Below are 24628 nucleotides of genomic sequence, written 5' to 3'. Positions count from 1 at the left end.
AGCTTATAGGATGAGTAAAAAAGTTGTTGTACTTGGAGAAAGTCGTGACGGTAAATTAAGAAATGTGACATTTGAAGCGATTGCTGCCGCTCACGAGGTGGCTGATGGCGGTGAAGTGATTGGCGTTTTAATAGGGGATCACGTCAAAGATCAAGCGGATGAACTGCTTTATTATGGAGCGGATCATGTGATGATCGTCGAGCACCCGCATCTTTCTTATTATACGTCTGATGGTTTTGCGCAGGCGCTTCAAGCAATATTAGATCAAGTCAATCCTGATGCAGTGCTCTTCGGTCATACATCGATCGGAAAAGACTTGTCACCCAAAATAGCTGCACGCCTGCAAACTGGCTTAATTTCAGATGCAATAGATGTAAGCGTTACCGGTGAACATCTTGTTTTCACTAGACCGATTTATTCAGGAAAAGCTTTTGAAAAAGTCATTTCAACAGATCGTCTGCTTTTGGCTACTATCCGTCCAAACAACGTGGCACCGCTGGAGCGTGATGCGTCACGCAGCGGAGAAGTGACGCCAGTTTCTGTCGATATTCAAAACCTAAGAACGATCGTGAAGGAAGTCATTAAAAAAACATCAGAAGGTGTAGATTTATCTGAAGCGAAGGTTATTGTCGCAGGAGGCAGGGGGGTCAAGAGCAAAGAAGGCTTTGAACCGCTGAAAGAACTTGCCCAAACGCTTGGCGCAGCAGTCGGTGCCTCGCGTGGTGCATGTGACGCTGACTACTGCGATTATGCCCTGCAAATTGGTCAAACCGGTAAAGTCGTCACACCTGACCTTTACATTGCTTGCGGGATTTCAGGAGCTATTCAGCATTTAGCCGGTATGTCCAACAGTAAAGTCATTGTTGCGATCAACAAAGACCCAGAAGCTGAAATCTTCAAAATCGCTGATTACGGAATAGTTGGTGACTTATTCGAAGTCGTTCCGCTTTTAAATGAAGAGTTAAAAAAGATGAATATCCATTCTTAACGCTCATACACTCAGAATGCCTAGGTATTCTGGGTTTTTTTGTATGTTATCACGAAACAAAGGAGCGGTTTATAAGTGAATGGGACAGTAAAAGTCAATGAAGTGATTGGACGCATTTCTAAACACATCTATGGACACTTTCAAGAGCATTTAGGAAGAGGAATTTATGACGGCATTTGGGTAGGGAAAGACTCATCGATTGACCATATTGAGGGGATTCGTACCGATGTACTAAAGGCGCTTCAAGCCTTACATATCCCGGTGCTGAGGTGGCCGGGTGGCTGTTTTGCAGACGAGTATCACTGGGCAAATGGTGTAGGTGATCTGAGTGAACGAAAGCCGATGGTAAACACCCATTGGGGTGGTACGGTTGAATCCAATGCATTTGGTACGCATGAATTTATGAGACTGTGTGAATTACTTGAATGTGAGCCTTATATTTGTGGAAACGTTGGAAGCGGCTCTGTACAAGAATTAGCAGAATGGATTGAATATATCACATTTCCTAAAGGGACACCTATGTCGGATTGGCGGATTCAAAATGGAAAACAAGAACCGTGGGAGCTGACGTATGTTGGTGTAGGCAATGAAAGCTGGGGATGTGGTGGAAATATGACGCCAGAGTATTATGCAGACTTATATAAACGCTACCAAACGTATGTGAGAGAATTTGCTGGTCAGCGCATTTACAAAATCGCATGCGGTGCGAATTCAAATGATGTGAATTGGACAAAAGTATTAATGGAGCGTGCAGCGTCGTGGATGGATGGGCTCAGTTTGCATTACTATACGGTCCCAGGAACATGGGAGAAAAAAGGGTCAGCGACCGATTTTGATGAGGATGAGTGGTTTACAACGCTGAAAAAGGCGTCTGAAATGGAGCGGCTTGTTGTAGATCACGGAGAGATCATGGATCGTTATGACCCAGATAAGCGAATCGGGATGATTATTGATGAATGGGGGACATGGTATGATCCAGAACCGGGGACAAATCCAGGGTTTTTGTATCAGCAAAACACATTAAGAGATGCTCTAGTCTGTGCCTTGCATTTTCATATTTTTCATCGCCATTGCCAGCGGATTCATATGGCGAATATTGCCCAGACCGTCAATGTGCTGCAAGCGATGGTGTTGACGCAGGACGAAAAGATGCTTCTGACACCTACCTATCATGTATTTCACATGTTTCAAGTGCATCAAGAAGAAGAAGCGCTTGAAGTAGAATTGAATGCTCCTTCGTATGAACGCCGGGGTGAAAAAATCCCTCAAGTCAGTGTGTCAGCCTCGCGGTCATCTGACAAGATGCATATTAGTTTATGTCATGTGAATCCCCATGAAAAAGCAGACGTATCTCTTGCGATAGAGGGAATCGATGCAAAAACGAAGGTCACTGGCCGTGTACTGACTGCTGATCGGATGAATGCGCACAATACGTTCGATGATCCTCATTGCGTTCAGCCTGCGGACTTTCGGCAATTTGCTGTTAAGCACGGCGAGCTGACTATTGATCTACCGCCTATGTCGGTTGTCATGTTGACCGTCGATCTGGCTTGATCGCATATTTCAATGTTTGATGAGAAGAATGTTGGGGCATCATACATTGTAAATGAAGCGGAAAGGGAGTTATGTCATATGCTTAGAACCATTCTGATGATCATTGGTGCGATTGTTGTTATTGGTGCGATTATACGGTTTGTTTTTTAATTCATTTCATAAAAAATGATTCGTAAGCATTTCATTCGCAAGTCACATTGGTAGATGCTATACTAAAAAGCATAATTTACATTGGAGGAATGAATAATGGCAATCGTAAAAGCTACTGACGCAACATTTTCACAAGAAACTGCAGAAGGTGTTGTTCTTGCAGACTTTTGGGCACCTTGGTGCGGACCTTGTAAAATGATTGCTCCAGTTCTTGAAGAACTTGATCAAGAAATGGGCGATAAAATGAAAATTGTTAAAATTGATGTGGATGATAACCAAGAAACTGCTGGTAAATACGGCGTTATGAGTATCCCAACACTTCTTGTTTTAAAAGACGGTGAAGTCGTCGAAACGTCTGTTGGTTTCAAACCAAAAGAAGCACTAGCTGAGCTTGTCAACAAACATCTATAAACCGATCTATGCCCGCGTGGCATGATCTCAAAAAGCGGTTCTCGTATAGTCGAGAGCCGCTTTTCTTTCATCGTGGTATAAAACAAATGTTCGTGATACACTAGAAGGAGTGAAAGCGGAAAACAAGGACGGATGAAAATATGAACAAATTGATCAAAGAAAAGCTGTCAGTCTTACCTGATCAACCAGGCTGTTACTTAATGAAAGATAGACAAAATACGATCATTTATGTGGGAAAGGCAAAGGTATTAAAAAATAGGGTCCGCTCTTATTTTACAGGATCTCATGATGCCAAAACACAGCGGCTCGTCAGTGAAATCGAAGACTTTGAATACATTGTCACCTCTTCAAATATTGAGGCACTTATTTTAGAGCTGAATTTAATTAAAAAATATGACCCGAAATACAATGTCATGCTCAAGGATGACAAAACGTACCCTTTTATTAAAATTACGAATGAACGTCACCCTAAGCTGATTGTCACCCGCAATGTGAAAAAGGATAAAGGGAAATACTTCGGTCCATATCCGAACGTACAAGCAGCAAGAGAAACGAAAAAGCTGCTCGACCGTTTATATCCACTTAGAAAATGTGCGACACTCCCTGACCGAGTCTGTCTTTATTATCATCTTGGACAATGTCTTGCTCCGTGTGTGTATGACATTTCTGAAGAAACGAATAAGCAGCTCGTCGATGAAATCACAAGATTTCTAAACGGAGGTCATCAGCAAATCAAGAAAGAATTAACAGAGAAGATGCAAGAAGCGGCCGAACAATTAGAATTTGAGCGGGCAAAAGAGCTGAGAGATCAAATCGCATACATTGACTCAACGATGGAAAAGCAAAAGATGACGATGAGTGACTTATCCGATCGTGATGTATTTGCCTATGCTTATGATAAGGGCTGGATGTGTGTCCAAGTTTTCTTCATCAGACAGGGGAAATTAATCGAACGTGATGTCAGCCTATTTCCGATGTATCAAGACCCTGAGGAAGAATTTCTCACGTTTATGGGGCAGTTTTATGAAAAAAACAACCACTTTTTGCCGAAGGAAATTTTGGTACCAGACAGCGTCGATCAAGAGCTGATTGAGCAATTGCTTGAAACGAATGTTCATCAGCCGAAAAAAGGAAAGAAGAAGGATTTGCTTTTACTTGCCCACCAAAATGCCAAAATTGCTCTCAAAGAAAAGTTCTCGCTTATAGAGCGTGATGAAGAACGAACAATTGGTGCAGTGAAGCAGCTTGGAGATGCACTCAATATTTATATGCCATATCGGATTGAGGCTTTTGATAACTCCAATATCCAAGGAGCAGACCCCGTTTCCGCTATGGTTGTCTTCCAAGACGGGAAGCCGTATAAAAAGGAATACCGAAAATACAAAATTAAAACCGTTGAGGGGCCTGATGATTATGCTTCCATGCGTGAAGTCATTAGAAGGCGGTATACCCGTGTGTTAAAAGATGAACTGCCGCTTCCTGACTTGATTTTAATCGATGGAGGAAAAGGACAAATCAACGCAGCCATTGATGTGCTCGAAAATGAATTAAATCTGTCTGTTCCTGTGGCAGGTCTAGTGAAAGATGAAAAACACAGGACATCGAATCTGATGATGGGTGATACGCTTGAAATTGTTGCGCTCGAACGTAATAGTCAGGCCTTTTATTTATTGCAGCGTATTCAAGATGAAGTGCACCGGTTTGCGATTAGTTTTCACCGGCAGTTGCGCGGGAAGAATGCATTCCAGTCTATTTTAGACGATGTCCCAGGTATCGGGGAAAAGCGCAAAAAGCAGTTGCTTAAACATTTTGGCTCTGTGAAAAAGATGAAAGAAGCCTCTATCCAGGATTTTCAGGACGCTGGTATTCCAAAACAAACGGCTGAACTTTTAATGGAGGCATTAAAAAAATAGATTGTACTTTTTCCAAAAGTCTGTTAAGATGTGACTAATTTAATAAATGAACGTGTTGTTTGTTGAAGATAGAGGTGCGAACTTCAAGAGTAAGCCTTCAGAGATCGAGGGGATCTAGGAAGAGGGCTGAAAGGGGAGCGTCGCCGAAGTGAATAAAATCCACTCATTTTATTCGCTGGCTGTACATTGAAGAAATGTAGGGCTGTCAAGAATGTATTTCTTGGAGGGCTATCTCATTGTTTGCATCGTTTGATGATGATTTTAAAGCAATGGGAGATTTGTTCTCTCATTGCTTTTTTATTTGCAGTGAAAAGAGCAGTCTCCGCAGCCTCTTCTCTCACACGTGATCTTTTGAAAAAGGGTGGTAGACATGGGACTAATTGTACAAAAATTTGGTGGAACATCTGTTGGATCGACAGAAAAAATTCGCAATGCCGCAGAGAGAGTCATCGCTGAACGCGAGGCAGGAAATGATGTGATCGTGGTTGTGTCTGCGATGGGCAAATCAACGGATGTTCTAGTAGACCTAGCGAAAGAACTCACAGATGATCCAAGCAAAAGAGAAATGGATATGCTACTGACAACTGGTGAGCAGGTGACCATTTCATTATTAGCGATGGCACTGCAAGCAAAAGGTTATGATGCCATTTCCTTTACAGGCTGGCAAGCTGGGATGAAAACAGAGAAGGTGCACGGAAATGCAAGAATCGTGGACATCGAGGAAGCAAGAATCAAAGAAGAACTGAGTGCGGGAAAAGTCGTCGTTGTAGCAGGTTTCCAAGGAATTGCGGATGATCTACATATTACAACACTTGGACGTGGTGGATCAGATACGACAGCAGTGGCACTAGCTGCGGCACTCAAAGCGAATAAATGTGATATTTATACGGACGTACCAGGTGTGTTTACAACAGATCCTCGTTATGTGCCGTCTGCGCGAAAACTTGCAGGAATTTCATACGATGAAATGCTTGAGTTAGCCAATTTAGGAGCAGGTGTGCTGCATCCGAGAGCGGTCGAATTTGCAAAAAATTATCAAATCCCACTAGAAGTCCGGTCTAGTATTGAAAATGAATCGGGTACGTTAATTGAGGAGGAATCATCCATGGAACAAAATTTAGTTGTAAGAGGCATTGCATTTGAAGATCAGATGACACGCGTGACGGTATGCGGCCTTTCAAGCGGTTTAACAACGCTATCGACGATTTTTACAACACTTGCAAAGCAAAATATCAATGTCGATATCATCATTCAGTCTGTCACAAGCACCAATCAGACCTCCATCTCTTTCTCTGTGAAAACGGATGATTTGTCTAAAACAGTTGAAGTATTAGAAGAATATAAAGGAGCGCTTGGCTATGAGCAGATTGAGACAGAAAGCAAATTAGCCAAAGTATCTATCGTTGGCTCTGGTATGGTCTCAAACCCAGGCGTTGCGGCTGAAATGTTCGCTGTGTTAGCTCAAAAAGACATTCAAGTGAAAATGGTCAGTACGTCTGAGATCAAGGTCTCAACAGTCGTTGATCGTGAAGATATGGTGAAAGCTGTAGAAGCCCTTCATGATGCGTTTGAATTATCAAAGGTGAGCGCCGCTGCTCATTCTTAAATCTTCAAAAGAGGTGTATCCCATGAAAAGATACACCTCTTTTTTATATTGGAAATCATCAGCATATGAAGAAAGAAAAACGTGCGTAAACCGGTACGCCAACTGTGCTATGATAGAAGGGTATATAAAAAAGGCGTGACACGAAGTCATCGCCTTTCATAAACAGTGTTAGCTAGGGTCTCTTAAATCCCATTTAACGGTTAAAATGACTTTATCAGCACGCTTTTTTACTTGTTCATAGGATTCAGCCACGTGCTCATTGAGAAGCTGAATCTGTTCAGCGATAAAACCTGCTTCCATTTGAAAGCATGGCTCCTTTTGATAGCTGAGTCGATTCGATACAAGTGGACCTTCGAGCTCAAACTCAATTTCCTGTTTTTTAGAATGGACCATCGTGAGAGTTCCCCATCCGGCATCATGGAAAAATTCGGGGATCTTTTCCCATGACTCTTGAGGAAATTTACGAGCAAGCAGTTTACCCGCAAAATACATCATAGATGAATGATCCTGACCAAGAATGTCAGGCAGCAGAACTTCGCGTATCAGCTCGTAGGCAAATCCATTGACTTCAATTTCTTTTAGCTGTTCTAAGTTAGATTCGAATTTATTCATTGTATGGCTCCCCTCTTTCAACAATTTATTATAGCTTATGTGGGCATATGATGACAGAGTTTTCCCTGAAGTCTAAGAAATTCTTATTGTAGTAAAACGAATTTTGATTTAAAACTTTTAAATTTCGGAAAATTTTAATTTATGTACGCGGTTTCTTGACGCTTTTTTGACATAGGAGTAAAATGAAATTGTCAATAAATTTGAATAAAGTGCTTACAATTGAAAGAAGCGGGGGTAAGACAATTTTCAAGCAATTGCACTTTTTTTACTAGGGGGTAAAGTAATGTCGGGGAACAAAGAATTTTTTTATCGGAGATTGCATTCTTTGCTTGGCGTCATTCCGGTCGGTCTATTTTTAGTACAGCACTTAGTGATTAACCACTTTGCGACGAATGGACCAGAGGCGTTTAACAAAGCTGCACACTTTATGGAACAGCTTCCATTCAGATATGCACTTGAGCTGTTCGTGATTTTCTTACCACTGATCTATCATGCTGTTTATGGGGTGTACATAGCCTTTACGGCACAAAACAACACGTCTCGCTTCAGTTACTTAAGAAACTGGTTGTTCAGACTGCAACGGATTACAGGTATCATCACATTGATTTTTGTCACTTGGCACGTATGGGAAACACGCATTCAAGCGCAGCTTGGGGCTGAAGTAAACTATGACATGATGGCGAATATTTTAAGCTCTCCATTTATGCTAGGTTTCTATATTGTCGGCGTTTTATCTACTATTTTCCACTTTGCTAATGGCTTGTGGTCATTTGCTGTCAGCTGGGGAATTACAGTTTCACCACGCTCACAAAGAATCTCCACATATGTGACATTAGGTATATTTATAGCGCTTTCATATGTAGGGCTAAGAGCAATTTTCGCTTTTGTTTAAGAGGAAATAGATTAGTAGAAGAGGGAGAGGGGCTACAATGAGTAATTCTAGCATCATCGTTGTCGGAGGCGGCTTAGCTGGTCTCATGGCAACTATCAAAGCAGCAGAAGCGGGAACAGCTGTTAAACTATTTTCAATCGTACCTGTGAAACGTTCGCATTCTGTTTGTGCACAGGGCGGAATTAACGGAGCGGTCAATACAAAAGGTGAAGGAGATTCACCTTATGAGCATTTTGATGACACGGTATATGGCGGAGACTTTTTAGCTAACCAGCCGCCAGTAAAGGCAATGTGTGAAGCAGCGCCGTCCATTATCCATTTACTTGATCGTATGGGTGTAATGTTTAACAGAACACCAGAAGGATTACTGGACTTCCGCCGTTTCGGGGGAACACAGCACCACCGTACAGCATTTGCTGGTGCGACAACAGGTCAGCAGTTATTATACGCACTAGATGAGCAGGTTCGCCGCTATGAAGTAGCGGGTCTTGTGACGAAATATGAAGGCTGGGAATTCCTTGGTGCTGTCTTAGATGACGAGGAAGTATGCCGAGGCATTGTCGCGCAGAACTTGACGACAATGGAAATCGAATCCTTCCGTTCAGATGCTGTCATCATGGCAACAGGCGGCCCTGGTATCGTATTCGGTAAATCAACGAACTCCATGATTAATACCGGATCAGCTGCATCGATCGTTTATCAGCAAGGTGCTCATTATGCTAATGGAGAATTCATTCAAATTCACCCAACAGCGATCCCAGGAGATGACAAGCTGCGTCTCATGAGTGAATCAGCTCGTGGTGAAGGTGGAAGAGTTTGGACATATAAAGACGGAAAACCTTGGTACTTCCTTGAAGAAAAGTACCCAGCATACGGGAACCTTGTACCGCGTGACATTGCAACGCGTGAAATTTTCGACGTATGTGTGGAGCAAAAGCTTGGCATCAACGGAGAGAACATGGTGTACCTAGATCTTTCTCACAAAGATCCAAAAGAGCTTGATATTAAGCTTGGCGGAATCATTGAAATCTATGAAAAATTCATGGGTGATGACCCGCGTAAGCTTCCGATGAAAATTTTCCCGGCTGTTCATTATTCAATGGGCGGATTATGGGTTGATTATGATCAAATGACGAATATCAAAGGCTTGTTTGCTGCCGGAGAATGTGATTACTCTATGCACGGCGGAAACAGACTTGGTGCAAACTCATTGCTTTCTGCGATTTACGGCGGAATGGTTGCTGGACCAAATGCTGTGAAATACATTAGCGGTCTTGAAAAGTCTGCAGAAGATTTATCATCTGCAACATTCGACAGTGCCGTGAAGAAAGAGCAGGAGAAATGGGACAACATCCTTAGCATGGATGGCACAGAAAATGCATATGTGCTTCATAAAGAGCTTGGAGAATGGATGACGGACAACGTGACAGTGGTTCGTTACAACGAGAAGCTCTTAAAAACAGATCAGAAGATTGAAGAACTGATGGAGCGCTATAAGCATATTAACATCAACGATACAGCTTCATGGAGCAACCAAGGCGCTGCCTTCACGCGTCAGCTTGACAACATGCTTCAGCTGGCACGCGTCATTACGATTGGGGCTTACAACCGGAATGAAAGCCGAGGCGCACACTATAAACCGGAATTCCCAGAAAGAAATGATGAAGAATTCCTAAAAACAACGATGGCTACGTTCAAAGGGAAGAACCAAAAACCTGCATTCCACTATGAGGACGTCGATGTATCGTTAATTGCACCTCGTAAACGAGATTACTCGAAGAAAAAGGTGGAGAAATAAGATGAGTGAAAAAAACACGATTCAATTTATTATCACACGTCAAGATACAGCAGATGGCAAGCCTTATGATGAGGAATTCGAAATCCCTTACCGTCCGAATATGAACGTCATTTCTGCACTGATGGAAATCAGACGTAATCCGGTCAATAAAAAAGGTGAAAAAACAACGGCGATCAACTGGGACATGAACTGTCTTGAAGAAGTCTGCGGCGCTTGTTCCATGGTCATTAATGGAAAACCTCGCCAGTCATGTACAGCACTGATCGACAAGTTAGAGCAACCGATTCGTCTTCAGCCAATGAAAACTTTCCCGGTTGTGAGAGACTTGCAGGTTGATCGAAGCCGTATGTTCAATTCATTGAAAAAAGTCAAAGCATGGGTGCCAATCGATGGCACATATGATCTTGGACCTGGACCAAGAATGCCTGAGAAAAAGCGTCAATGGGCGTATGAGCTTTCAAAGTGTATGACATGTGGTGTCTGCCTTGAAGCTTGTCCAAACGTAAATGATAAGTCTTCCTTTATGGGCCCTGCACCGCTTTCACAAGTTCGTTTATTTAACGCACATCCGACAGGTGCAATGAATAAGTCTGACCGCTTAGAAGAAATTATGGGTGATGGCGGTCTTGCAAACTGCGGGAACTCTCAAAACTGTGTGCAGTCTTGTCCGAAAGGAATCCCGCTCACAACATCAATTGCAGCACTTAACCGAGATACAACATTACAAGCTTTCCGTAACTTCTTCGGAAGCGATCACGCAGAATAACATCACATTCAGTCCTCCTTGCCAATCATGATGAGTGTTTACAAGAGGCTGGATGCAAAAACATAACAAACGCCTCTTCCAATACGGGAGAGGCGTTTGTTTGCGAATAAGGAGTGGATCAAATGAGGCTGCCGTCATATATTGAAGAACCGTTTGAAGAGTGGAGGGCATCGTTTCGATTTTATGTGGAAACAACCGTCCGTTTTTCAGAAACGGATATGTTTGGTCACATGAACAATGTCACCCCGTTTGTGTATTTTGAAGAGGCGCGGATTGCCTTCTTTCAAAAAACGGGAATTGTAGATAAACGAATGAAGCGAGCGAGAGAGACGATTACGGTCGTGGCAAACCTTCAATGTGATTACATCAAGCAAGTGGAAATCGGTGAGAGGCTGCGTGTGTATGTAAAGCCAGAAAAGGTTGGATCAAGCTCTCTCATCCTTCATTATTTAGGAGAAAATGAACAGCAAGAACCGTGTTTTACAGGCTCAGTCACGATGGTGCAAATAAGTAAAGATACCGGTGCCCCTGTGCCGTTTACAGAAGAGGAAAAAGAGACTTTTCAGGCCCAGCGACATTAAAGAATCACGGTCACATGTTTCATTTTGTTATAATAAAAGAATCATAATGAAGAAGAAACAAAAGGAGAGCACATGAAGATCTTTCAATACGACACCATTGATAGTACAAATAATGAAGCGAAAAGGCTTATTCAGCAAGGAGAAACCCCTTCATTTGCTGTATATGCCCGGCAGCAGACAGCAGGGAGAGGCAGGCTTGGCAGACCGTGGGAAACGCCTACAGGGAATGTAGCTGTCACGATGACAGTAAAACCGCCAGTAGATATCTCCACCCAATCAACGATTGCCCCGCTGACGGCACTTGCCATTTATGATGTACTCAAACCACTCATGAGAGCAGAGGATCAGCTGGCAATCAAATGGCCAAATGATCTATTGATTAATGAAGCGAAAGTATCTGGCACATTAATTGAAGCAGACCGCAGCGCCATTTACATCGGTGTGGGCATCAATGTAGAGTCAAAGCCCGAGCACGTTCCGTATAAAACCGTTTGCCTATCAGAACTGACTGAGGTGAAAGCGGACCAGCTAGTGAAAGATTTGGCAGCGGCCTTTGAAAAATACCATGCACGCTGGCAAATGGAAGGATTTGAAGCCCTCACTGCCCTCTACAACAAACGATTATATCGGCTGAATCAACCGCTACGTATTTCATTAGATCGTGAAAAGCAAACATGGCAGGAAGGGATTTGCTGTGGTGTGAACCGTTATGGTCATATTCAGTTAAAAGATGATCAAGGACATATAAAAGCCCATTCAGCAGGAGATATTGATGCACCGCCCAAGTAGACAATTTCTTGTTCTATGAGTGTGTAGACAAACCGTTGCATTCGGTGTTAGAACGGAGTTGCTTTAAGATCTTCAAACTGAAAAAAAGACAAAGAGCTAAAATCAGTTCATTTTAGCTCTTTGTCGACATGATGACGTCTCATTTATGCTTCTCTTTTTATTTGAGGTTGAACCATGTAGTCTTTTTTTGTAAAGACCACTCCATCTAGGATTTCTCTTGCGGTTCGAATGACTTTCACTCTGTTTTGTGAGATATCAATTTCAGTTTGCATAATACCAGCAGGATGACCAATTCGAAGTGTATCATCTTGACCTTGAAAAAGCTGTGCCGGAAGCGTTTGATCCATAAAACAGCTGGCTGACACACAGACAGATCCGGTAATGGCAAGTGCTTGGTGCGGTCTTTGCATCGATAGCATTCGAACGATGATGTCCATATCTGCTGCTCTTCTCAATATTCCATTTGTATCTACATAATCAGCAGGCTCGCTAATAATTGCAAGCTTTGGAACAGCTGGAGACTGTAATGTAGCCAGTTCTTTTGGTGCGAAGTGACACATTTCAGCAGCGACGGAACGAATCTCTTCTAAATCATCCAGCAATTCGTCTGTAAACTCCTCAGGCAATTCAGTTCCTTTTAATTGAATATCTTTGGCACGGACAAAGGCGATTGGATTTGCAATGTCAACGATTGAGATCGGAATCTCTCCAAACTTTGTCTGGATCGTATCCATTTTGTTTCCAGTCGGAAAGGTTTTACCTGTGACAGCGCCTTCAGGTTTCTCAAAGGATAAATAAATGGGAGAACCTGTTCCTTTCACTCCTGGAATTTCTGCCTGTCCTTCAAATTTTACTTCTCCGTTCTCGACTTCTACCTCTGCCACAATGATTTTATTCGTGTTGGTATTCAGAATACGTACTGTTGTGACAGGCTCAACTGCTTGGACAAGCCCTTTAATGATGGCATACGGCCCAACCGCTGATGAGATATTCCCGCAGTTTCCTTTAAAGTCGACAAATCTTTCATTGATGCTGACTTGTGCAAACGTATAGTTCACATCCACATCTGGACGAGTGGCTTTATCGATAATGGCCACCTTACTTGTTAAAGAATTACCGCCCCCGATTCCATCAACTTGCAGCCGGTCAGGGCTGCCCATAATGTCTAATAGAAATGCTTCGAGCTCATCGTGTACATATGGTGCATCATTGGCTTGGATGAAGACCCCTTTGCTTGTACCGCCTCGCATGATTGTGATTGGAACTTTTCTCATTGCTCTCACCCTCAATTGTTTAGTTACTATTTATCTAATCAAAATGGTAAAGTATAATAAGAAATAAGTTAAATACATTATTTTAAGAGAAATCGATAAAATATTTTTATAACAAGGTCAAAAGGAGGGCACACAATGGATGAGAAAGATTGGCGGTTTTTAAAGGTGCTATATGAAGAGAAGAACATCACAAAAGCGGCAGAAAAATTATTTGTCTCGCAGCCTGCCTTAAGTTATCGATTGAAACAGCTTGAAGAGGAATTTGACATGAAGCTTTTCTTTAAAAGAAAACGAGGCATTGAATTTACATCAGAGGGCGAATATTTGGCTAAATACGCAAATGACATGCTCAAGCAGCTCCAGCAAACGAAAGATGGCATGCTCAATATGCAAAAAAAGGTCAAAGGAACGATCCGACTAGGGGTGTCGAGTAACTTTGCTCAATATAAATTGCCGGAAATTTTAAGAGAGTTTTCTAAGCAATATCCACATGTTCAATTTATGGTGAACACAGGATGGAGCACAAAAGTCATGGATTTATTAGGGACATCAAGTGTACATTTAGGGATTTTAAGAGGAGATTACGACTGGAATGGAGAGCGATTTTTGCTTGATAAAGAACGGCTTTGTATCATTTCAAAATCAGAAATACAGCTAAAGGACCTACCAAAACTGCCGCTCATTGACTATCACACGGATAGTTCATTAAAACGATTGATCAACAGATGGTGGCAGGAGACGTTCACGATGCCTCCGCTTGTGACAATGGAGACAGACAGGCAAGATACATCAAAAGAGATGGTGAAGCATGGTTTAGGTTATGCCATTGTCCCGGAAATTTGCCTTAGACCAAGTGATGAGCTATTTGTAAAAGGTCTTTCGTATAAAGATGGACAGCCTGTTTTAAGAGATACATGGCTCATGTACCAGCCGGATTCCCTTCATTTATCTGTTGTGAAAGCATTCATTGAGTTTTTAAGAAGTCAGCAAGGCTAATTATAAAAAAAAATTATCGAATACACGAAAAAATCGATATTTTCATTATAAAAAAAGCTATTATATCCTTGAAATAGAAAGCGCTAACATTTCGGGCCGCAAGTGCAAAAGGGGCGCTTGTGGATCGTGTAAAGAAGAGGATGGAGGGATATGAAGTGCTAGCTATTTTAGGGATCTTGATGGTCGTGACTTTTACATTTCTTATTATGACAAAACGTATGCATCCGGTGGTGGCTCTCACCGTTGTGCCAATCATCTTTGCATTAATCGGTGGATTTTACAGCGGATTAGGGGACATGATGCTTGATGGACTCAAGACCGTTGCACCATCTGCTGCTTTATTGTTATTTGCTATCTTATTCTTCGGTGTCATGCTGGATGCTGGATTGTTTGACCCATTGATCAAACTGATTTTACGTCTTGTGAAAGGCGATCCGGTCAAAATTGCTTTTGGGGTAGCGATTTTGTCTATGCTTGTTGCATTAGATGGTGATGGGACGACAACGTACATGATTACCGTATCAGCTATGTTGCCACTTTTCTTAAGAATTGGGATGAACCCACTGATTTTAGGGACGATTTCATTATTATCACTAGGCATTATGAGTGGAATGACGCCTTGGGGCGGTCCAGCTACTCGTGCGATTGCTGCACTTGGTTTAGATGCAGCGGAATTCTTCATTCCATTACTCCCGACGATGATAGGGGGCGGTCTTTTTATCCTTTTTACAGCGTATGTTCTTGGAAAAAAAGAACGGAAGCGCATTGGGGTTGCTGAGATTCAGTATAAAGAAGAGGTCTCGATCTCTCCTGAATTGGCGGCATCAATTGAAGATGGCGTTGCAGATATGAAGAGACCAAACTTGATTTGGGTCAACTTCTTCCTGACGATTGCTGTCATGGCTACACTTGTATTGGATATCGTACCGATTCCTGTACTCTTTCTCATTGGCTTTGTCATTGCGCTTATGATCAACTATCCAAAAGTTGAAGATCAGCGTGAGCGGATTTTATCGCATGCAGGAAATGCCTTAACGGTCATTACCCTTGTGTTTGCAGCAGGAATTTTCACAGGCATTTTTTCGGGAACAAAAATGGTGGAGTCCATTGCTAACTTGGTCATTTACATGATTCCGGATTCATATAGCTCATTTTTTCCACTCATTGTCGCTTTGACGAGTATGCCATTTACATTTGTTCTTTCAAATGATGCTTATTATTTCGGGGTGCTGCCAATCTTAGCTGAAGCCGGCGCAGCTTACGGAATTGATCCAGTGGAAATTGCGCGCGCCTCTATTATCGGACAGCCTGTCCATTTACTGAGTCCGCTTGTCGCTTCCACATTACTGCTTGTGAGTATGCTGAATAAAGATATTGGTGATTTGCAAAAGTACGCACTGCTATGGACCGTACTCACAGCCCTGTTTACAACACTTATTGCTCTTTTAACAGGAGCCATTTCGATATTTTAAAAGCTTGTTTGATAAAGGACGATGTCTCTATAGAGCACTCGTCCTTTTTTGTGCGGTTTGAAGGCGAGGAAATTGGACGCTGATCTGCGGGAATTCTCGATTTTAACGTCACCTACCTCAAGTACCCGGCATATGATATCTCGACTATACAGAATCCCATTCTATAGAGACTAGAGCTCTCACCTTAGCAAGGAGGGTTACAATACTTGAAGGAGAAAGAGTTTCAATCCAAGCCGCTATTAACCAAAAGAGAAAGAGAAGTATTCGAATTGCTCGTCCAAGATAAAACAACAAAAGAAATTGCAAGCGAGCTTTTTATTAGCGAAAAGACTGTTCGAAATCATATTTCGAATGCCATGCAAAAGCTAGGAGTCAAAGGTCGTTCACAGGCCGTAGTCGAGCTTCTGCGTATGGGTGAGCTAGAGCTCTAACGTCAGCCGGTTTTCCTTCCGCACCAGGGAGGAGCCGGTTATTTCTATATCGTTTCCATGAGTCTCTTCTTGCAATTTCTTTGAAAAACGAGGAAAATAGGAATGTACGTTTTAATCAAAGTGAGATGCTATAGTGAGGTATCAATGAAATGGAAACGAATGAGTCAGGCCATGTTGCAGAAATTGAAAAATCATTGCGCCATATTGCTGCAATCATTAAGCAAAAAGGTAGAGAAATTCTGAATCAATATACGATTACACCTCCTCAATTTGTAGGGCTTCAGTGGCTTTATGAATTCGGAGATATGACAATAGGTGAGCTATCACAAAAGATGTATTTGGCTTGCAGCACGACAACCGATTTAATTGATCGAATGGAAAAAAGTGAACTTGTTGAACGGGTGAAAGATCCGTCTGACCGCCGCGTGGTTCGCATTCATTTATTACCTGAAGGTGAGCGGATCATTCAAGAAGTGATTGTCAAACGCCAAGAATACGTCAGTGAACTTCTAGGGGCTTTCTCAGAAGAAGAAGCCATCGTTTTCAACCAATCTTTAACGAAACTACAGCAGCAAATGAAAAGAAAATGAGGCGATTTTGTTGGATCAACCCATCGGCGTGATTGATTCCGGTGTAGGCGGTTTAACCGTTGCGAAGGAAATCATGAGACAACTGCCAAAAGAAAAAATTATTTATGTAGGCGACACAAAACGATGTCCATACGGCCCTCGAGCAGAAGAAGAGGTTCTTCAATATACATGGGAAATGGCGCACTACCTGTTAAGACATCACCATATTAAAATGCTAGTCATTGCGTGTAACACTGCGACGGCGATAGCACTTGATGAAATTAAAGCAACACTTGATATCCCGGTTATTGGCGTGATCCAGCCCGGAGCCCGCACAGCGATCAAGGTCACAAACAATCAGCATATTGGCGTGATCGGCACAGCCAATACGATCAAAAGTGAAGCCTATAAAGAAGCACTGCTTTCTTTAAAAGCAGGACTAACTGTTCAAAGTCTGGCATGTCCAATGCTTGTGCCGTTTGTGGAAAGTGGTACGTTTTTAGATCATACAGCAGATGAAGTCGTAAAAGCTTCTCTTGAACCGATGAAAGAAACAGGCATTGATACGCTTATTCTTGGCTGCACACACTACCCGATTTTAAAAGAACCGATTCAGCGCTTTATGGGCAGTGGCGTCAACATCATTTCTTCAGGAGACGAGACTGCGAGAGAAGCGAGCACCATTCTTTCATATAAAGGGCTGTTAAATGATTCGAAGGAAGAGCCTGTTCATACTTTTTATACAACAGGGCAGCAGCAAAACTTTCAAAATATCGCTCAAGACTGGTTCGGCTACCTGCCAGGAAAGGTCGAAACGGTTTCGCTTGAACACGTATATCAGCAATAACCTACTTCTCATGGAAGTGGGTTATTTTTTTATGAAAAGGGTCTAATCCTCTGGGGGAGCTCGTATACATACTAGTACAAACCACTAGAGGAGGGTGAAGTATGCTGAAAAAAGGAACTACAGCAGCTGTTACGTGTATTGCGTCAGCCATGCTTTTATCAGGATGCGGATTGTTTCAAACAGACCAAGCGAAAACAGAGATTGATCCACCACAAAATGTCACATTTGTGAAAGGAAATAAAGAAGAGAAACAAACAGCCAAAGAAGGAAAAGAAGAGAAGCAAGCAGATACCGTCATGAGAGAATTATATTTAATTGATAAAAATGGATATGTTGTGTCTCAATCCATTCCGCTGCCGAAAAACGAAGGAAGTGCGAAACAAACACTTGAATACCTCGTAGACGGGGGACCGATTTCTAACCTGATGCCAAATGGGTTCAGAGCCGTGCTGCCGGCGGACACGAGCGTATCTGTCGATATTAAAGATGGCACTGCGGTTGTGGATTTCTCAAATGAATTCAAAAACTATAAAAAAGAAGACGAACAGCGCATTTTGCAATCGGTCACTTGGACATTAACGCAGTTTGATTCAGTAGCCAAAGTCAAATTAAAGATGAATGGCCATGAATTAAAAGAGATGCCTGTGAATGGGACGCCGATTTCAGATGATTTAAGCAGAGAGGACGGCATTAATATTCAGCACGAGGCTGCGGCTGATATGACATCGACAAAGCCTGTGACCGTCTACTATTTAGCTGAATCTGATAAACAGACGTACTATGTCCCTGTGACCAAAAGAGCACCAAAAGACGATGATGATCCAATTACAGCAGCCATTGATGAGCTCGTCTCTGGGCCAAGCAAAACAAGCCAATTGCTGACAGACTTTGATCAAGATGTGAAGCTGAATGATGTCCCGAAAGTAAAAGACGGTCATGTGACCCTTGATTTCAATGAATCCATTTTTGGTAGTGCAGATGAAAAGAAAAAGGTCATATCACAAAAAGTTCTTGATAGCATTGTGCTGACATTAACAGAGCTGCCAGATGTGAAAAGCGTGTCTGTGAAGGTAAACGGAAAGGCAGAGCTTGTGAACGAAAAAGGAACAGAACTCACAAAGCCAGTTTCAAGACCAGAACAAGTGAATACAGGTAGTTTTTAACGTCACACATTGATATAATGGAGAAAAAGAGGCATGCACATTCGCTGCCTCTTTTTTATTCCAAGCGATTAGAACGGATCGAGGTTGTCAAAGTTAATAGGAGAACCCCGCTGACACCCGCGCGGAATGTATATTGTAACGGAGGTAAAACATGAGATTAGATGAAAGACAATACGACGAATTAAGAAAAATTGAAATACAGGCAGGCTACATCACGCATCCAGAAGGCTCTGTCTTAATCTCAGCGGGAAATACGAAGGTGATTTGTAACGCATCTATCGAGGACCGCGTACCTCCTTTTTTAAGAGGAGAAGGAAAAGGCTGGATTACAGCAGAATATAGCATGCTTCCAAGAGCAACAGCTCAAAGAACGATAAGAGAATCATCTAAAGGAAAAGTCACAGGACGTACAATGGAGATCCAGCGTTTAATTGGACGAGCTCTGCGCGCAGTCGTTGACTTAGAAAAGCTTGGTGAACGCACCATTTGGATTGATTGTGATGTTATTCAAGCAGACGGCGGAACACGCACAGCTTCTATCACAGGTGCATTTGTGGCCATGACACTAGCGATTCAAAAGCTTCAATCAGCAGGCGTTTTGAAAGAAAATCCGATCACTGATTATTTAGCCGCAATATCCGTCGGAATTGATTCTAAACAGGGACTTCTGTTAGATTTAAATTATGAAGAAGATTCTTCAGCTGAAGTGGATATGAATGTCATTATGACAGGCGCTGGACGCTTTGTTGAACTTCAAGGCACTGGTGAAGAAGCGACATTCTCAAGAGAACAACTAAACGGACTGCTTGATTTAGCCGAAAAAGGCATCAAAGAATTAATTGAAAAGCAAAAAGCAGTGACAGGAGAAGTTATCGAATAAAGAGAAGGGTTTGATCAGGATGAAAACTGCCATCATCGCAACGCACAATGCGGGCAAAGCGAAAGAATTCAAAGCCATTCTTGAGCCAAAAGGATTCACGGTCAAAACACTAGCGGACATCGGATTTACGGAAGAGATTGAAGAAACAGGACATACCTTTGAAGAAAATGCGATCATCAAAGCCGAGGCCATTCAAGCCAAAGCAGGTGAAATGGTGATTGCAGACGACTCGGGTCTGTCGATTGATTATCTTGGCGGAAAACCTGGCGTCTATTCAGCGAGGTACGCGGGCGAGCATAAAGACGATGCCGAGAACGTGGAAAAGGTGCTGAATGAGCTGCAAGGTATCGAAAAAGAAGACCGCACTGCTAGATTCAGATGTGCCCTGGCTGTCAGTATACCGGGGAAAGAGACCAAAACGGTAGAAGGATCAGTAGAAGGCTTCATCGCAGAAGAACCGATCGGCGAAAACGGCTTCGGATACGACCCAATTTTCATCGTCAAAGACAAAGACCAGACGATGGCCGAGTTATCACCAGAGGAAAAAAACAAGATCAGCCATCGAGTGGTCGCGCTTCAAAAGCTTTCATCACTGCTAGACGCAAATGAATAAGGGGGAATGAAGCCATGAAGATACTCATCATTAGTGACAGTCATGGACTCACAGACGAACTTCAAACCATTGCCAAACGGCATGCGGCTGAAGTGGACATGATGATTCACTGCGGAGATTCAGAACTCGAAACGAACCACCCAGCACTCGAAGGATACAAAGTCGTCAAAGGAAATTGTGACTTTATGGGCGATTTTGAAGAAGAACTCCTGCTCCCACTGGATGGAGGCGGAAAACTATTTCTCACTCACGGACATCTGCATGGCATCAAACAATCCTTGCTTCAAGTCTACTACCGTGCAGAAGAGCTAGGCGCAGACATTATCTGCTTTGGCCACTCGCACATCCCAGGCAGTGAACTGCTAAGAGGAAAACTCCTCATTAACCCAGGCAGCGTGCACCTGCCAAGAGTGCGCAAAGAGCGCAGCTATGCTATACTGACACTAGATGGAAGCGAAGCAAACGTACAGTTTTTCACGGACGAAGGTCACGTCATACAAGACCTCGAAAACACTGTCACATTGGAAGGTATTTCATAAGGGTGCAGCATTTGCCCCTTATGAAAAAACTTTCGAAAAACCGTTGACTTTAAAGAACAATAGTAATATAATAAATCTTGTCGCTGAGGTAATACGCCAAAGCACACTACATAACAACATGTCCCAGTAGCTCAGCAGGATAGAGCAACGGCCTTCTAAGCCGTCGGTCGGGAGTTCGAATCTCTCCTGGGACGTATCGTAAATGGGCGTCAAAGCCCGTCATAACACGCTTTCTACTCGTTAAATGAAACGGTCAATGTATCGGTCAATTTTAAAAACCGACGCAATTTTGACCCGATTACATTAACGATGTAGGAGGCGTTTTTTGTTGACGAAAAAGAAACCGATTTTCATAATCGATGAAGATTTTTCCGATCTATCTATCGTAGATAACGTATCGGTGAGATCACCGATTATTGTCGAGGATGATCGAAAACGAATTACTATCGAAAAGGCTCTCGGAATTATAACGCGACAGATGGAAATTAGCACGATTAGGCCGCGTACAATTAAAGACTATATCTATTATGTGTCTCGGTTTAAGGATTCGGAGAACTTAACGTATGTAGACGATATAGGAACGGGCGATTTGTACAGCTGGCTTGAAAAGATGGACGTCAATAATCAAACAAAGCTTACACGATTGAAATGTTTAAAAGCGTTTCTTTCCCGCTGTTTTGACAATGGGTGGATTAATACTATGTTTTGGAAAACGGTAAACGTTAAGGTCGATAAGCACGTAAAGGAGGGCGCATCAGAACGGGATCTATCCATACTTATGTCCGTTCTTGATCTGAGTAATTTCGTGCACCTTCGGGACGTCGCTGCCGCGCGTCTGATGTTTAAAACAGGTATTAGGATAAGTACGCTTGCCAAATTAGAGGAAGTACATATAGATTTCAGTACCAATACTCTCAATTTAGATGGCGATATATTAAAAAACCGACAACCAATTATCCTCCCTTTCGATGATATAATGAATCGGTTATTATCTGTACTTATTAAATACAATAGGGCGATAAAACGAGAATACGGAAAGAGGAACGATTTTGTGTTTATAACGAAAAAAGGCGATGGGGTTTCTGCGTCACAATCAAATAACACTATTCAAAAGCGTCTAAACAAGTACTCGAAAGAGTATGAGTTGAAGAATATTACTCCGCACGCTCTTAGGAGGGGCTTTGCAAAATCTCTCTTAGATAAAGGCGCAAGGATAACCGATATTTCTCTAGCGCTTGGTCATAGTAATCTTGCTGTTACATCGCAATATCTTCATATTGATAAAAATGAAGTAGCGGATAATTTACGAAAGTTTATTTAGGATTAACCTCGTCTATTTAGGCGGGGTTATCTTATTATTTTTAAGTTACCTAGATTTACATCATCTCTATCCAACTGTTTTTATAAAATTGTACGGAAAACTATCCTTTTGAATTCGTAAAATTTGACTGGAAATTGTTCTGCTATGGGTGAAGAGGTAATAGAAAGGGGCGCATTATAATGGCGAATACAGTTGACGCAATCAAAAATAAACGAGATATAGAACGAATGAAGAAGGCACTTCACGGCCGCGATCTAGTTATGTTCGTACTAGGCGTATCGCTGGGCCTCCGTATATCTGACTTGCTAACGATAAGAGTCGGTGATCTTCGAGGACAGTCTCATTTGGCTATCAAGGAAGGCAAGACGGGAAAGACTCGTGATATCAAGTTGTCATCTACGGTTGTTAAGCTGGTGCAGAAGTTAGACGGAGATGACGATTCGTATGTATTTCAGTCGCGCAAAGGTGTAAATAAACCAATCAGTCGCGTTCAAGCCTACCGTGTCTTAAATGCGGCAGCCGTAAGAGCCGGAATAAATATCGATATAGGTACGCACACACTTCGTAAAACATTCGGGTATCAGCTTTATTCGAAAGGTATAAACATTACGCGGATTATGAAAGTATTCGGCCATAGTTCGGAGGCTCAAACGTTAAAGTATATCGGCATAACTGCGGATGAGATCAACGCAGCATACGAGGCTATCGAGATATAAAACACCAAGCAGCCTCCGCCCGTAGATAAGACCGCCTAAAACTCAGGGGGTGTGGCGCCATTTTACTGTATTTCGGATTTTTAGGGGCTGCGTAATGGCCGGCTTTACTTCGGCACAAAGAGGCGTCAAGCCGTGTCCTATCAGCGTTTATGTGACGATAGGTTACGGGCATAGGACGTCTTATCGGGGTGTGTTACGTATCGACGTGTAACATACGAAGATGAACCGTTTATGCACGATCGTATACATGACGGCCGGCATAGGTAGCCCGCATGAATGGCGGCATGGCGGGGTCGGTACGATGTATAAAGTTAATTCGTTTCATTGCGCTGCTCGAACGGCTGTCAACCGCAGTGCATCAACGATTGTAGTCAATGCGAATGTAACAGAAAGTGATTCTGTTACGTTCATTATGCGTTTTTATGTATATTTTTATTCGTTTTCGCAATGAAACGAAGGAAAGAGCCGCCCGCCCCCAAGCGCCCCAAACGAAACCGCCGGATCTGGTGAACAAAACTTCCGCACAATTTTTAAAACTCCGAAGTTATTTTTAGCTTTCGATAAGATTTTTCTTTACTATTATTACAACTATTATGGAACAAATAAAAAAAGACGTAATTGCTAAAATGAAATTTTTAAAGAGTAATACTATTAAAAACGGTATTACAGCTATTAGAAGATTGATAATTAAGATTTTAAATTTTATACTTCTGTCAATGAATGATGCGATGAGAAGAAGTAATACCATTAGATAAAAGAAAATAGATAAATATATATACAGTTCTTTTTCGTTCGAAGTATTAACAATTACAGTAAGAATGAAGTACACGATAAATACAGTCGCAAGTAAAGGTTTAAAGATTGCACCTAACCTATCTAAAAAAGAACTTACTTGATTAGTTAATTTTGAAGGGATACTATTATTATGGATCTTTGATTTGTTCAATTCCATTGCTAATTCTTGAAAGTCTTTTATTTTACGATCTTTTTTTATTAGTAGTATTTTAAATTTTTTAAATGATTCTAAATCTATAGATGAAAGATGGTTACTTACTGATGCATAAAATTCTGATTCTGTGATTACTGATCCCTGAGCTAATTCTGCATTTTTTAAAATGTCAGCACAACAATCTTCTGTATCCTTTATAGTTTGAGTGCGTTCTTCTTCTAATTTGTCATATTGTTTTTTAATAGATTTATATAACCAAATCGATGTTAATAGAATAATAGTAATAGTAATGCTAGAAACTATATCTTGTTCATAAATTCCGGAGACTTGCTTTATTAAAAAATCCATACTTCCTCCTATGCTTCATTTGATTTTACAAAATATTCTATATTTTAATGTTAATCTGTATCAAGTTGAGTAAGAACAGGCATCTCTTATTTAAATTAACAGATTTTTTTATTCAGTTTTCAAAGAATAGCAAAGAGATTCTTACTTTCAATTCTCCGCTTTTTCTTCCTAATGATAATCTTTATGTAAGCAGAAGCCACATCGTAACAAATAGCATAGCTGTTTGGCTCTTCAGTCAACCATACAGCTTAGGAAAGCTTTAAATTTCTATAAGGCTTCTTCTAACATACATAACTTCCAATTTGTTCATCTCAATGAGAATCATAAAACAGGTATTATTTACTAAATAGTTTAAATTTTAACATAATATCTTAGATATATCAATTGAAATCTGTGAATTTCTTTATGGGATGCTAAAACGGTTTTGCTTTGATAAAGGAGTTTTCACAA

At 41.8% G+C, this 24628-nt stretch carries 25 protein-coding genes, 1 tRNA gene and 1 riboswitch; of the genes, 23 read left to right on the top strand and 3 right to left on the bottom strand.

Translation table 11 applies throughout. The features are described 5' to 3' along the window. The first annotated feature begins 10 nt into the window (after nucleotides 1–10). The 5 genes from LCD32_RS12490 (at nucleotide 11) to LCD32_RS12470 (ending at nucleotide 6622) form a co-directional block, all read left to right on the top strand. Nucleotides 11–988 carry an electron transfer flavoprotein subunit alpha/FixB family protein gene (locus LCD32_RS12490; RefSeq protein ID WP_017358243.1) on the top strand — a complete coding sequence of 326 codons (978 nt, stop codon included), beginning with the start codon at nucleotides 11–13 and terminating at the stop codon, nucleotides 986–988. Nucleotides 989–1063: 75 nt separating this feature from the next. Then, a complete protein-coding gene (locus LCD32_RS12485) occupies nucleotides 1064–2542 on the top strand; it encodes an alpha-N-arabinofuranosidase (RefSeq protein ID WP_224563890.1) in 1479 nt (492 codons plus the stop codon). Nucleotides 2543–2788: 246 nt separating this feature from the next. After that, a complete protein-coding gene (gene trxA / locus LCD32_RS12480; RefSeq protein ID WP_007501629.1) occupies nucleotides 2789–3103 on the top strand; it encodes a thioredoxin in 315 nt (104 codons plus the stop codon). Between the two features lie 140 nt (nucleotides 3104–3243). Continuing rightward, a complete protein-coding gene (gene uvrC, locus LCD32_RS12475; RefSeq protein WP_046344170.1) occupies nucleotides 3244–5016 on the top strand; it encodes an excinuclease ABC subunit UvrC in 1773 nt (590 codons plus the stop codon). Nucleotides 5017–5077: 61 nt separating this feature from the next. After that, a riboswitch (Lysine riboswitch) is annotated at nucleotides 5078–5255 on the top strand. A gap of 131 nt (nucleotides 5256–5386) precedes the next feature. Beyond that, nucleotides 5387–6622: an aspartate kinase gene (locus LCD32_RS12470; protein ID WP_224563887.1), complete on the top strand. Its 1236-nt coding sequence runs from the start codon at nucleotides 5387–5389 to the stop codon at nucleotides 6620–6622. Between the two features lie 168 nt (nucleotides 6623–6790). On the opposite strand, the gene LCD32_RS12465 is transcribed toward LCD32_RS12470, so the two are convergent. After that, the gene (locus tag LCD32_RS12465; protein ID WP_008345974.1) at nucleotides 6791–7234 is read right to left on the bottom strand and encodes a YslB family protein; all 444 of its coding nucleotides are present in this window, start codon (nucleotides 7232–7234) and stop codon (nucleotides 6791–6793) included. A 283-nt stretch (nucleotides 7235–7517) separates the two neighbouring features. Between LCD32_RS12465 and LCD32_RS12460 the strand changes: the two genes are divergently transcribed. From LCD32_RS12460 to LCD32_RS12440, 5 genes are all read left to right on the top strand, one after another. Continuing rightward, nucleotides 7518–8126 carry a succinate dehydrogenase cytochrome b558 subunit gene (locus tag LCD32_RS12460; RefSeq protein WP_007501622.1) on the top strand — a complete coding sequence of 203 codons (609 nt, stop codon included), beginning with the start codon at nucleotides 7518–7520 and terminating at the stop codon, nucleotides 8124–8126. Nucleotides 8127–8163: 37 nt separating this feature from the next. Next, on the top strand, nucleotides 8164–9924 hold the full coding sequence (sdhA, locus tag LCD32_RS12455; protein WP_008345971.1) for a succinate dehydrogenase flavoprotein subunit: 1761 nt from the start codon (nucleotides 8164–8166) through the stop codon (nucleotides 9922–9924). A gap of 1 nt (nucleotide 9925) precedes the next feature. Beyond that, nucleotides 9926–10690, top strand: coding sequence for a succinate dehydrogenase iron-sulfur subunit (gene sdhB / locus LCD32_RS12450; protein WP_060781255.1), 765 nt, complete (start codon nucleotides 9926–9928; stop codon nucleotides 10688–10690). A gap of 122 nt (nucleotides 10691–10812) precedes the next feature. Beyond that, complete coding sequence (locus LCD32_RS12445) at nucleotides 10813–11271, top strand: acyl-CoA thioesterase (RefSeq protein WP_007501614.1); 459 nt, start codon at nucleotides 10813–10815, stop codon at nucleotides 11269–11271. 72 nt (nucleotides 11272–11343) lie between these two features. Continuing rightward, nucleotides 11344–12060: a biotin--[acetyl-CoA-carboxylase] ligase gene (locus tag LCD32_RS12440; protein ID WP_060781254.1), complete on the top strand. Its 717-nt coding sequence runs from the start codon at nucleotides 11344–11346 to the stop codon at nucleotides 12058–12060. Between the two features lie 143 nt (nucleotides 12061–12203). Here the strand turns inward: LCD32_RS12440 and LCD32_RS12435 are convergent, their stop codons facing one another. After that, a complete protein-coding gene (locus LCD32_RS12435; RefSeq protein WP_060781253.1) occupies nucleotides 12204–13334 on the bottom strand; it encodes a 2-methylaconitate cis-trans isomerase PrpF family protein in 1131 nt (376 codons plus the stop codon). A 135-nt stretch (nucleotides 13335–13469) separates the two neighbouring features. On the opposite strand from LCD32_RS12435, the gene LCD32_RS12430 reads away from it, so the two are divergent. From LCD32_RS12430 to LCD32_RS12370, 13 genes are all read left to right on the top strand, one after another. Then, nucleotides 13470–14330 carry a LysR family transcriptional regulator gene (locus LCD32_RS12430; protein ID WP_007501609.1) on the top strand — a complete coding sequence of 287 codons (861 nt, stop codon included), beginning with the start codon at nucleotides 13470–13472 and terminating at the stop codon, nucleotides 14328–14330. 155 nt (nucleotides 14331–14485) lie between these two features. Beyond that, nucleotides 14486–15802, top strand: coding sequence for a CitMHS family transporter (locus tag LCD32_RS12425; RefSeq protein WP_024718630.1), 1317 nt, complete (start codon nucleotides 14486–14488; stop codon nucleotides 15800–15802). Nucleotides 15803–16008: 206 nt separating this feature from the next. Further along, nucleotides 16009–16233, top strand: a complete 225-nt coding sequence (gene gerE, locus LCD32_RS12420) for a spore germination transcription factor GerE (RefSeq protein ID WP_003184172.1) — start codon at nucleotides 16009–16011, stop codon at nucleotides 16231–16233. A gap of 149 nt (nucleotides 16234–16382) precedes the next feature. After that, nucleotides 16383–16823 (top strand): MarR family winged helix-turn-helix transcriptional regulator, encoded by a 441-nt coding sequence (locus LCD32_RS12415; protein ID WP_007501606.1) that lies wholly within the window; start codon nucleotides 16383–16385, stop codon nucleotides 16821–16823. 7 nt (nucleotides 16824–16830) lie between these two features. Next, a complete protein-coding gene (gene racE, locus LCD32_RS12410) occupies nucleotides 16831–17649 on the top strand; it encodes a glutamate racemase (protein WP_089374140.1) in 819 nt (272 codons plus the stop codon). 101 nt (nucleotides 17650–17750) lie between these two features. After that, nucleotides 17751–18812, top strand: coding sequence for a GerMN domain-containing protein (locus tag LCD32_RS12405; RefSeq protein ID WP_224563883.1), 1062 nt, complete (start codon nucleotides 17751–17753; stop codon nucleotides 18810–18812). A gap of 151 nt (nucleotides 18813–18963) precedes the next feature. Then, a complete protein-coding gene (gene rph / locus LCD32_RS12400; protein ID WP_024718627.1) occupies nucleotides 18964–19692 on the top strand; it encodes a ribonuclease PH in 729 nt (242 codons plus the stop codon). 10 nt (nucleotides 19693–19702) lie between these two features. After that, nucleotides 19703–20305: an XTP/dITP diphosphatase gene (locus LCD32_RS12395; protein ID WP_224563880.1), complete on the top strand. Its 603-nt coding sequence runs from the start codon at nucleotides 19703–19705 to the stop codon at nucleotides 20303–20305. Between the two features lie 14 nt (nucleotides 20306–20319). Continuing rightward, nucleotides 20320–20844: a YfcE family phosphodiesterase gene (locus LCD32_RS12390; RefSeq protein ID WP_008345914.1), complete on the top strand. Its 525-nt coding sequence runs from the start codon at nucleotides 20320–20322 to the stop codon at nucleotides 20842–20844. A gap of 120 nt (nucleotides 20845–20964) precedes the next feature. Further along, nucleotides 20965–21038, top strand: a tRNA-Arg gene (locus LCD32_RS12385). Nucleotides 21039–21172: 134 nt separating this feature from the next. Further along, the gene (locus LCD32_RS12380; protein WP_224563877.1) at nucleotides 21173–22165 is read left to right on the top strand and encodes a tyrosine-type recombinase/integrase; all 993 of its coding nucleotides are present in this window, start codon (nucleotides 21173–21175) and stop codon (nucleotides 22163–22165) included. A gap of 179 nt (nucleotides 22166–22344) precedes the next feature. Further along, entirely contained in the window at nucleotides 22345–22881 is a 537-nt protein-coding gene (locus tag LCD32_RS12375; protein ID WP_224563874.1) for a site-specific integrase, read from the top strand. Nucleotides 22882–23182: 301 nt separating this feature from the next. Beyond that, a complete protein-coding gene (locus LCD32_RS12370) occupies nucleotides 23183–23332 on the top strand; it encodes a hypothetical protein (RefSeq protein WP_224563871.1) in 150 nt (49 codons plus the stop codon). Between the two features lie 99 nt (nucleotides 23333–23431). Here LCD32_RS12370 and LCD32_RS12365 read toward each other — a convergent pair whose 3' ends face one another. Next, the gene (locus LCD32_RS12365) at nucleotides 23432–24178 is read right to left on the bottom strand and encodes a hypothetical protein (RefSeq protein ID WP_224563869.1); all 747 of its coding nucleotides are present in this window, start codon (nucleotides 24176–24178) and stop codon (nucleotides 23432–23434) included. Nucleotides 24179–24628 lie beyond the last annotated feature (450 nt).

The organism is Bacillus sp. RSS_NA_20 (assembly GCF_020165915.1).
Taxonomy (GTDB): Bacteria; Bacillota; Bacilli; order Bacillales; family Bacillaceae; genus Bacillus; species Bacillus altitudinis.
This window is presented reverse-complemented; position numbering and strand designations above follow the sequence as displayed.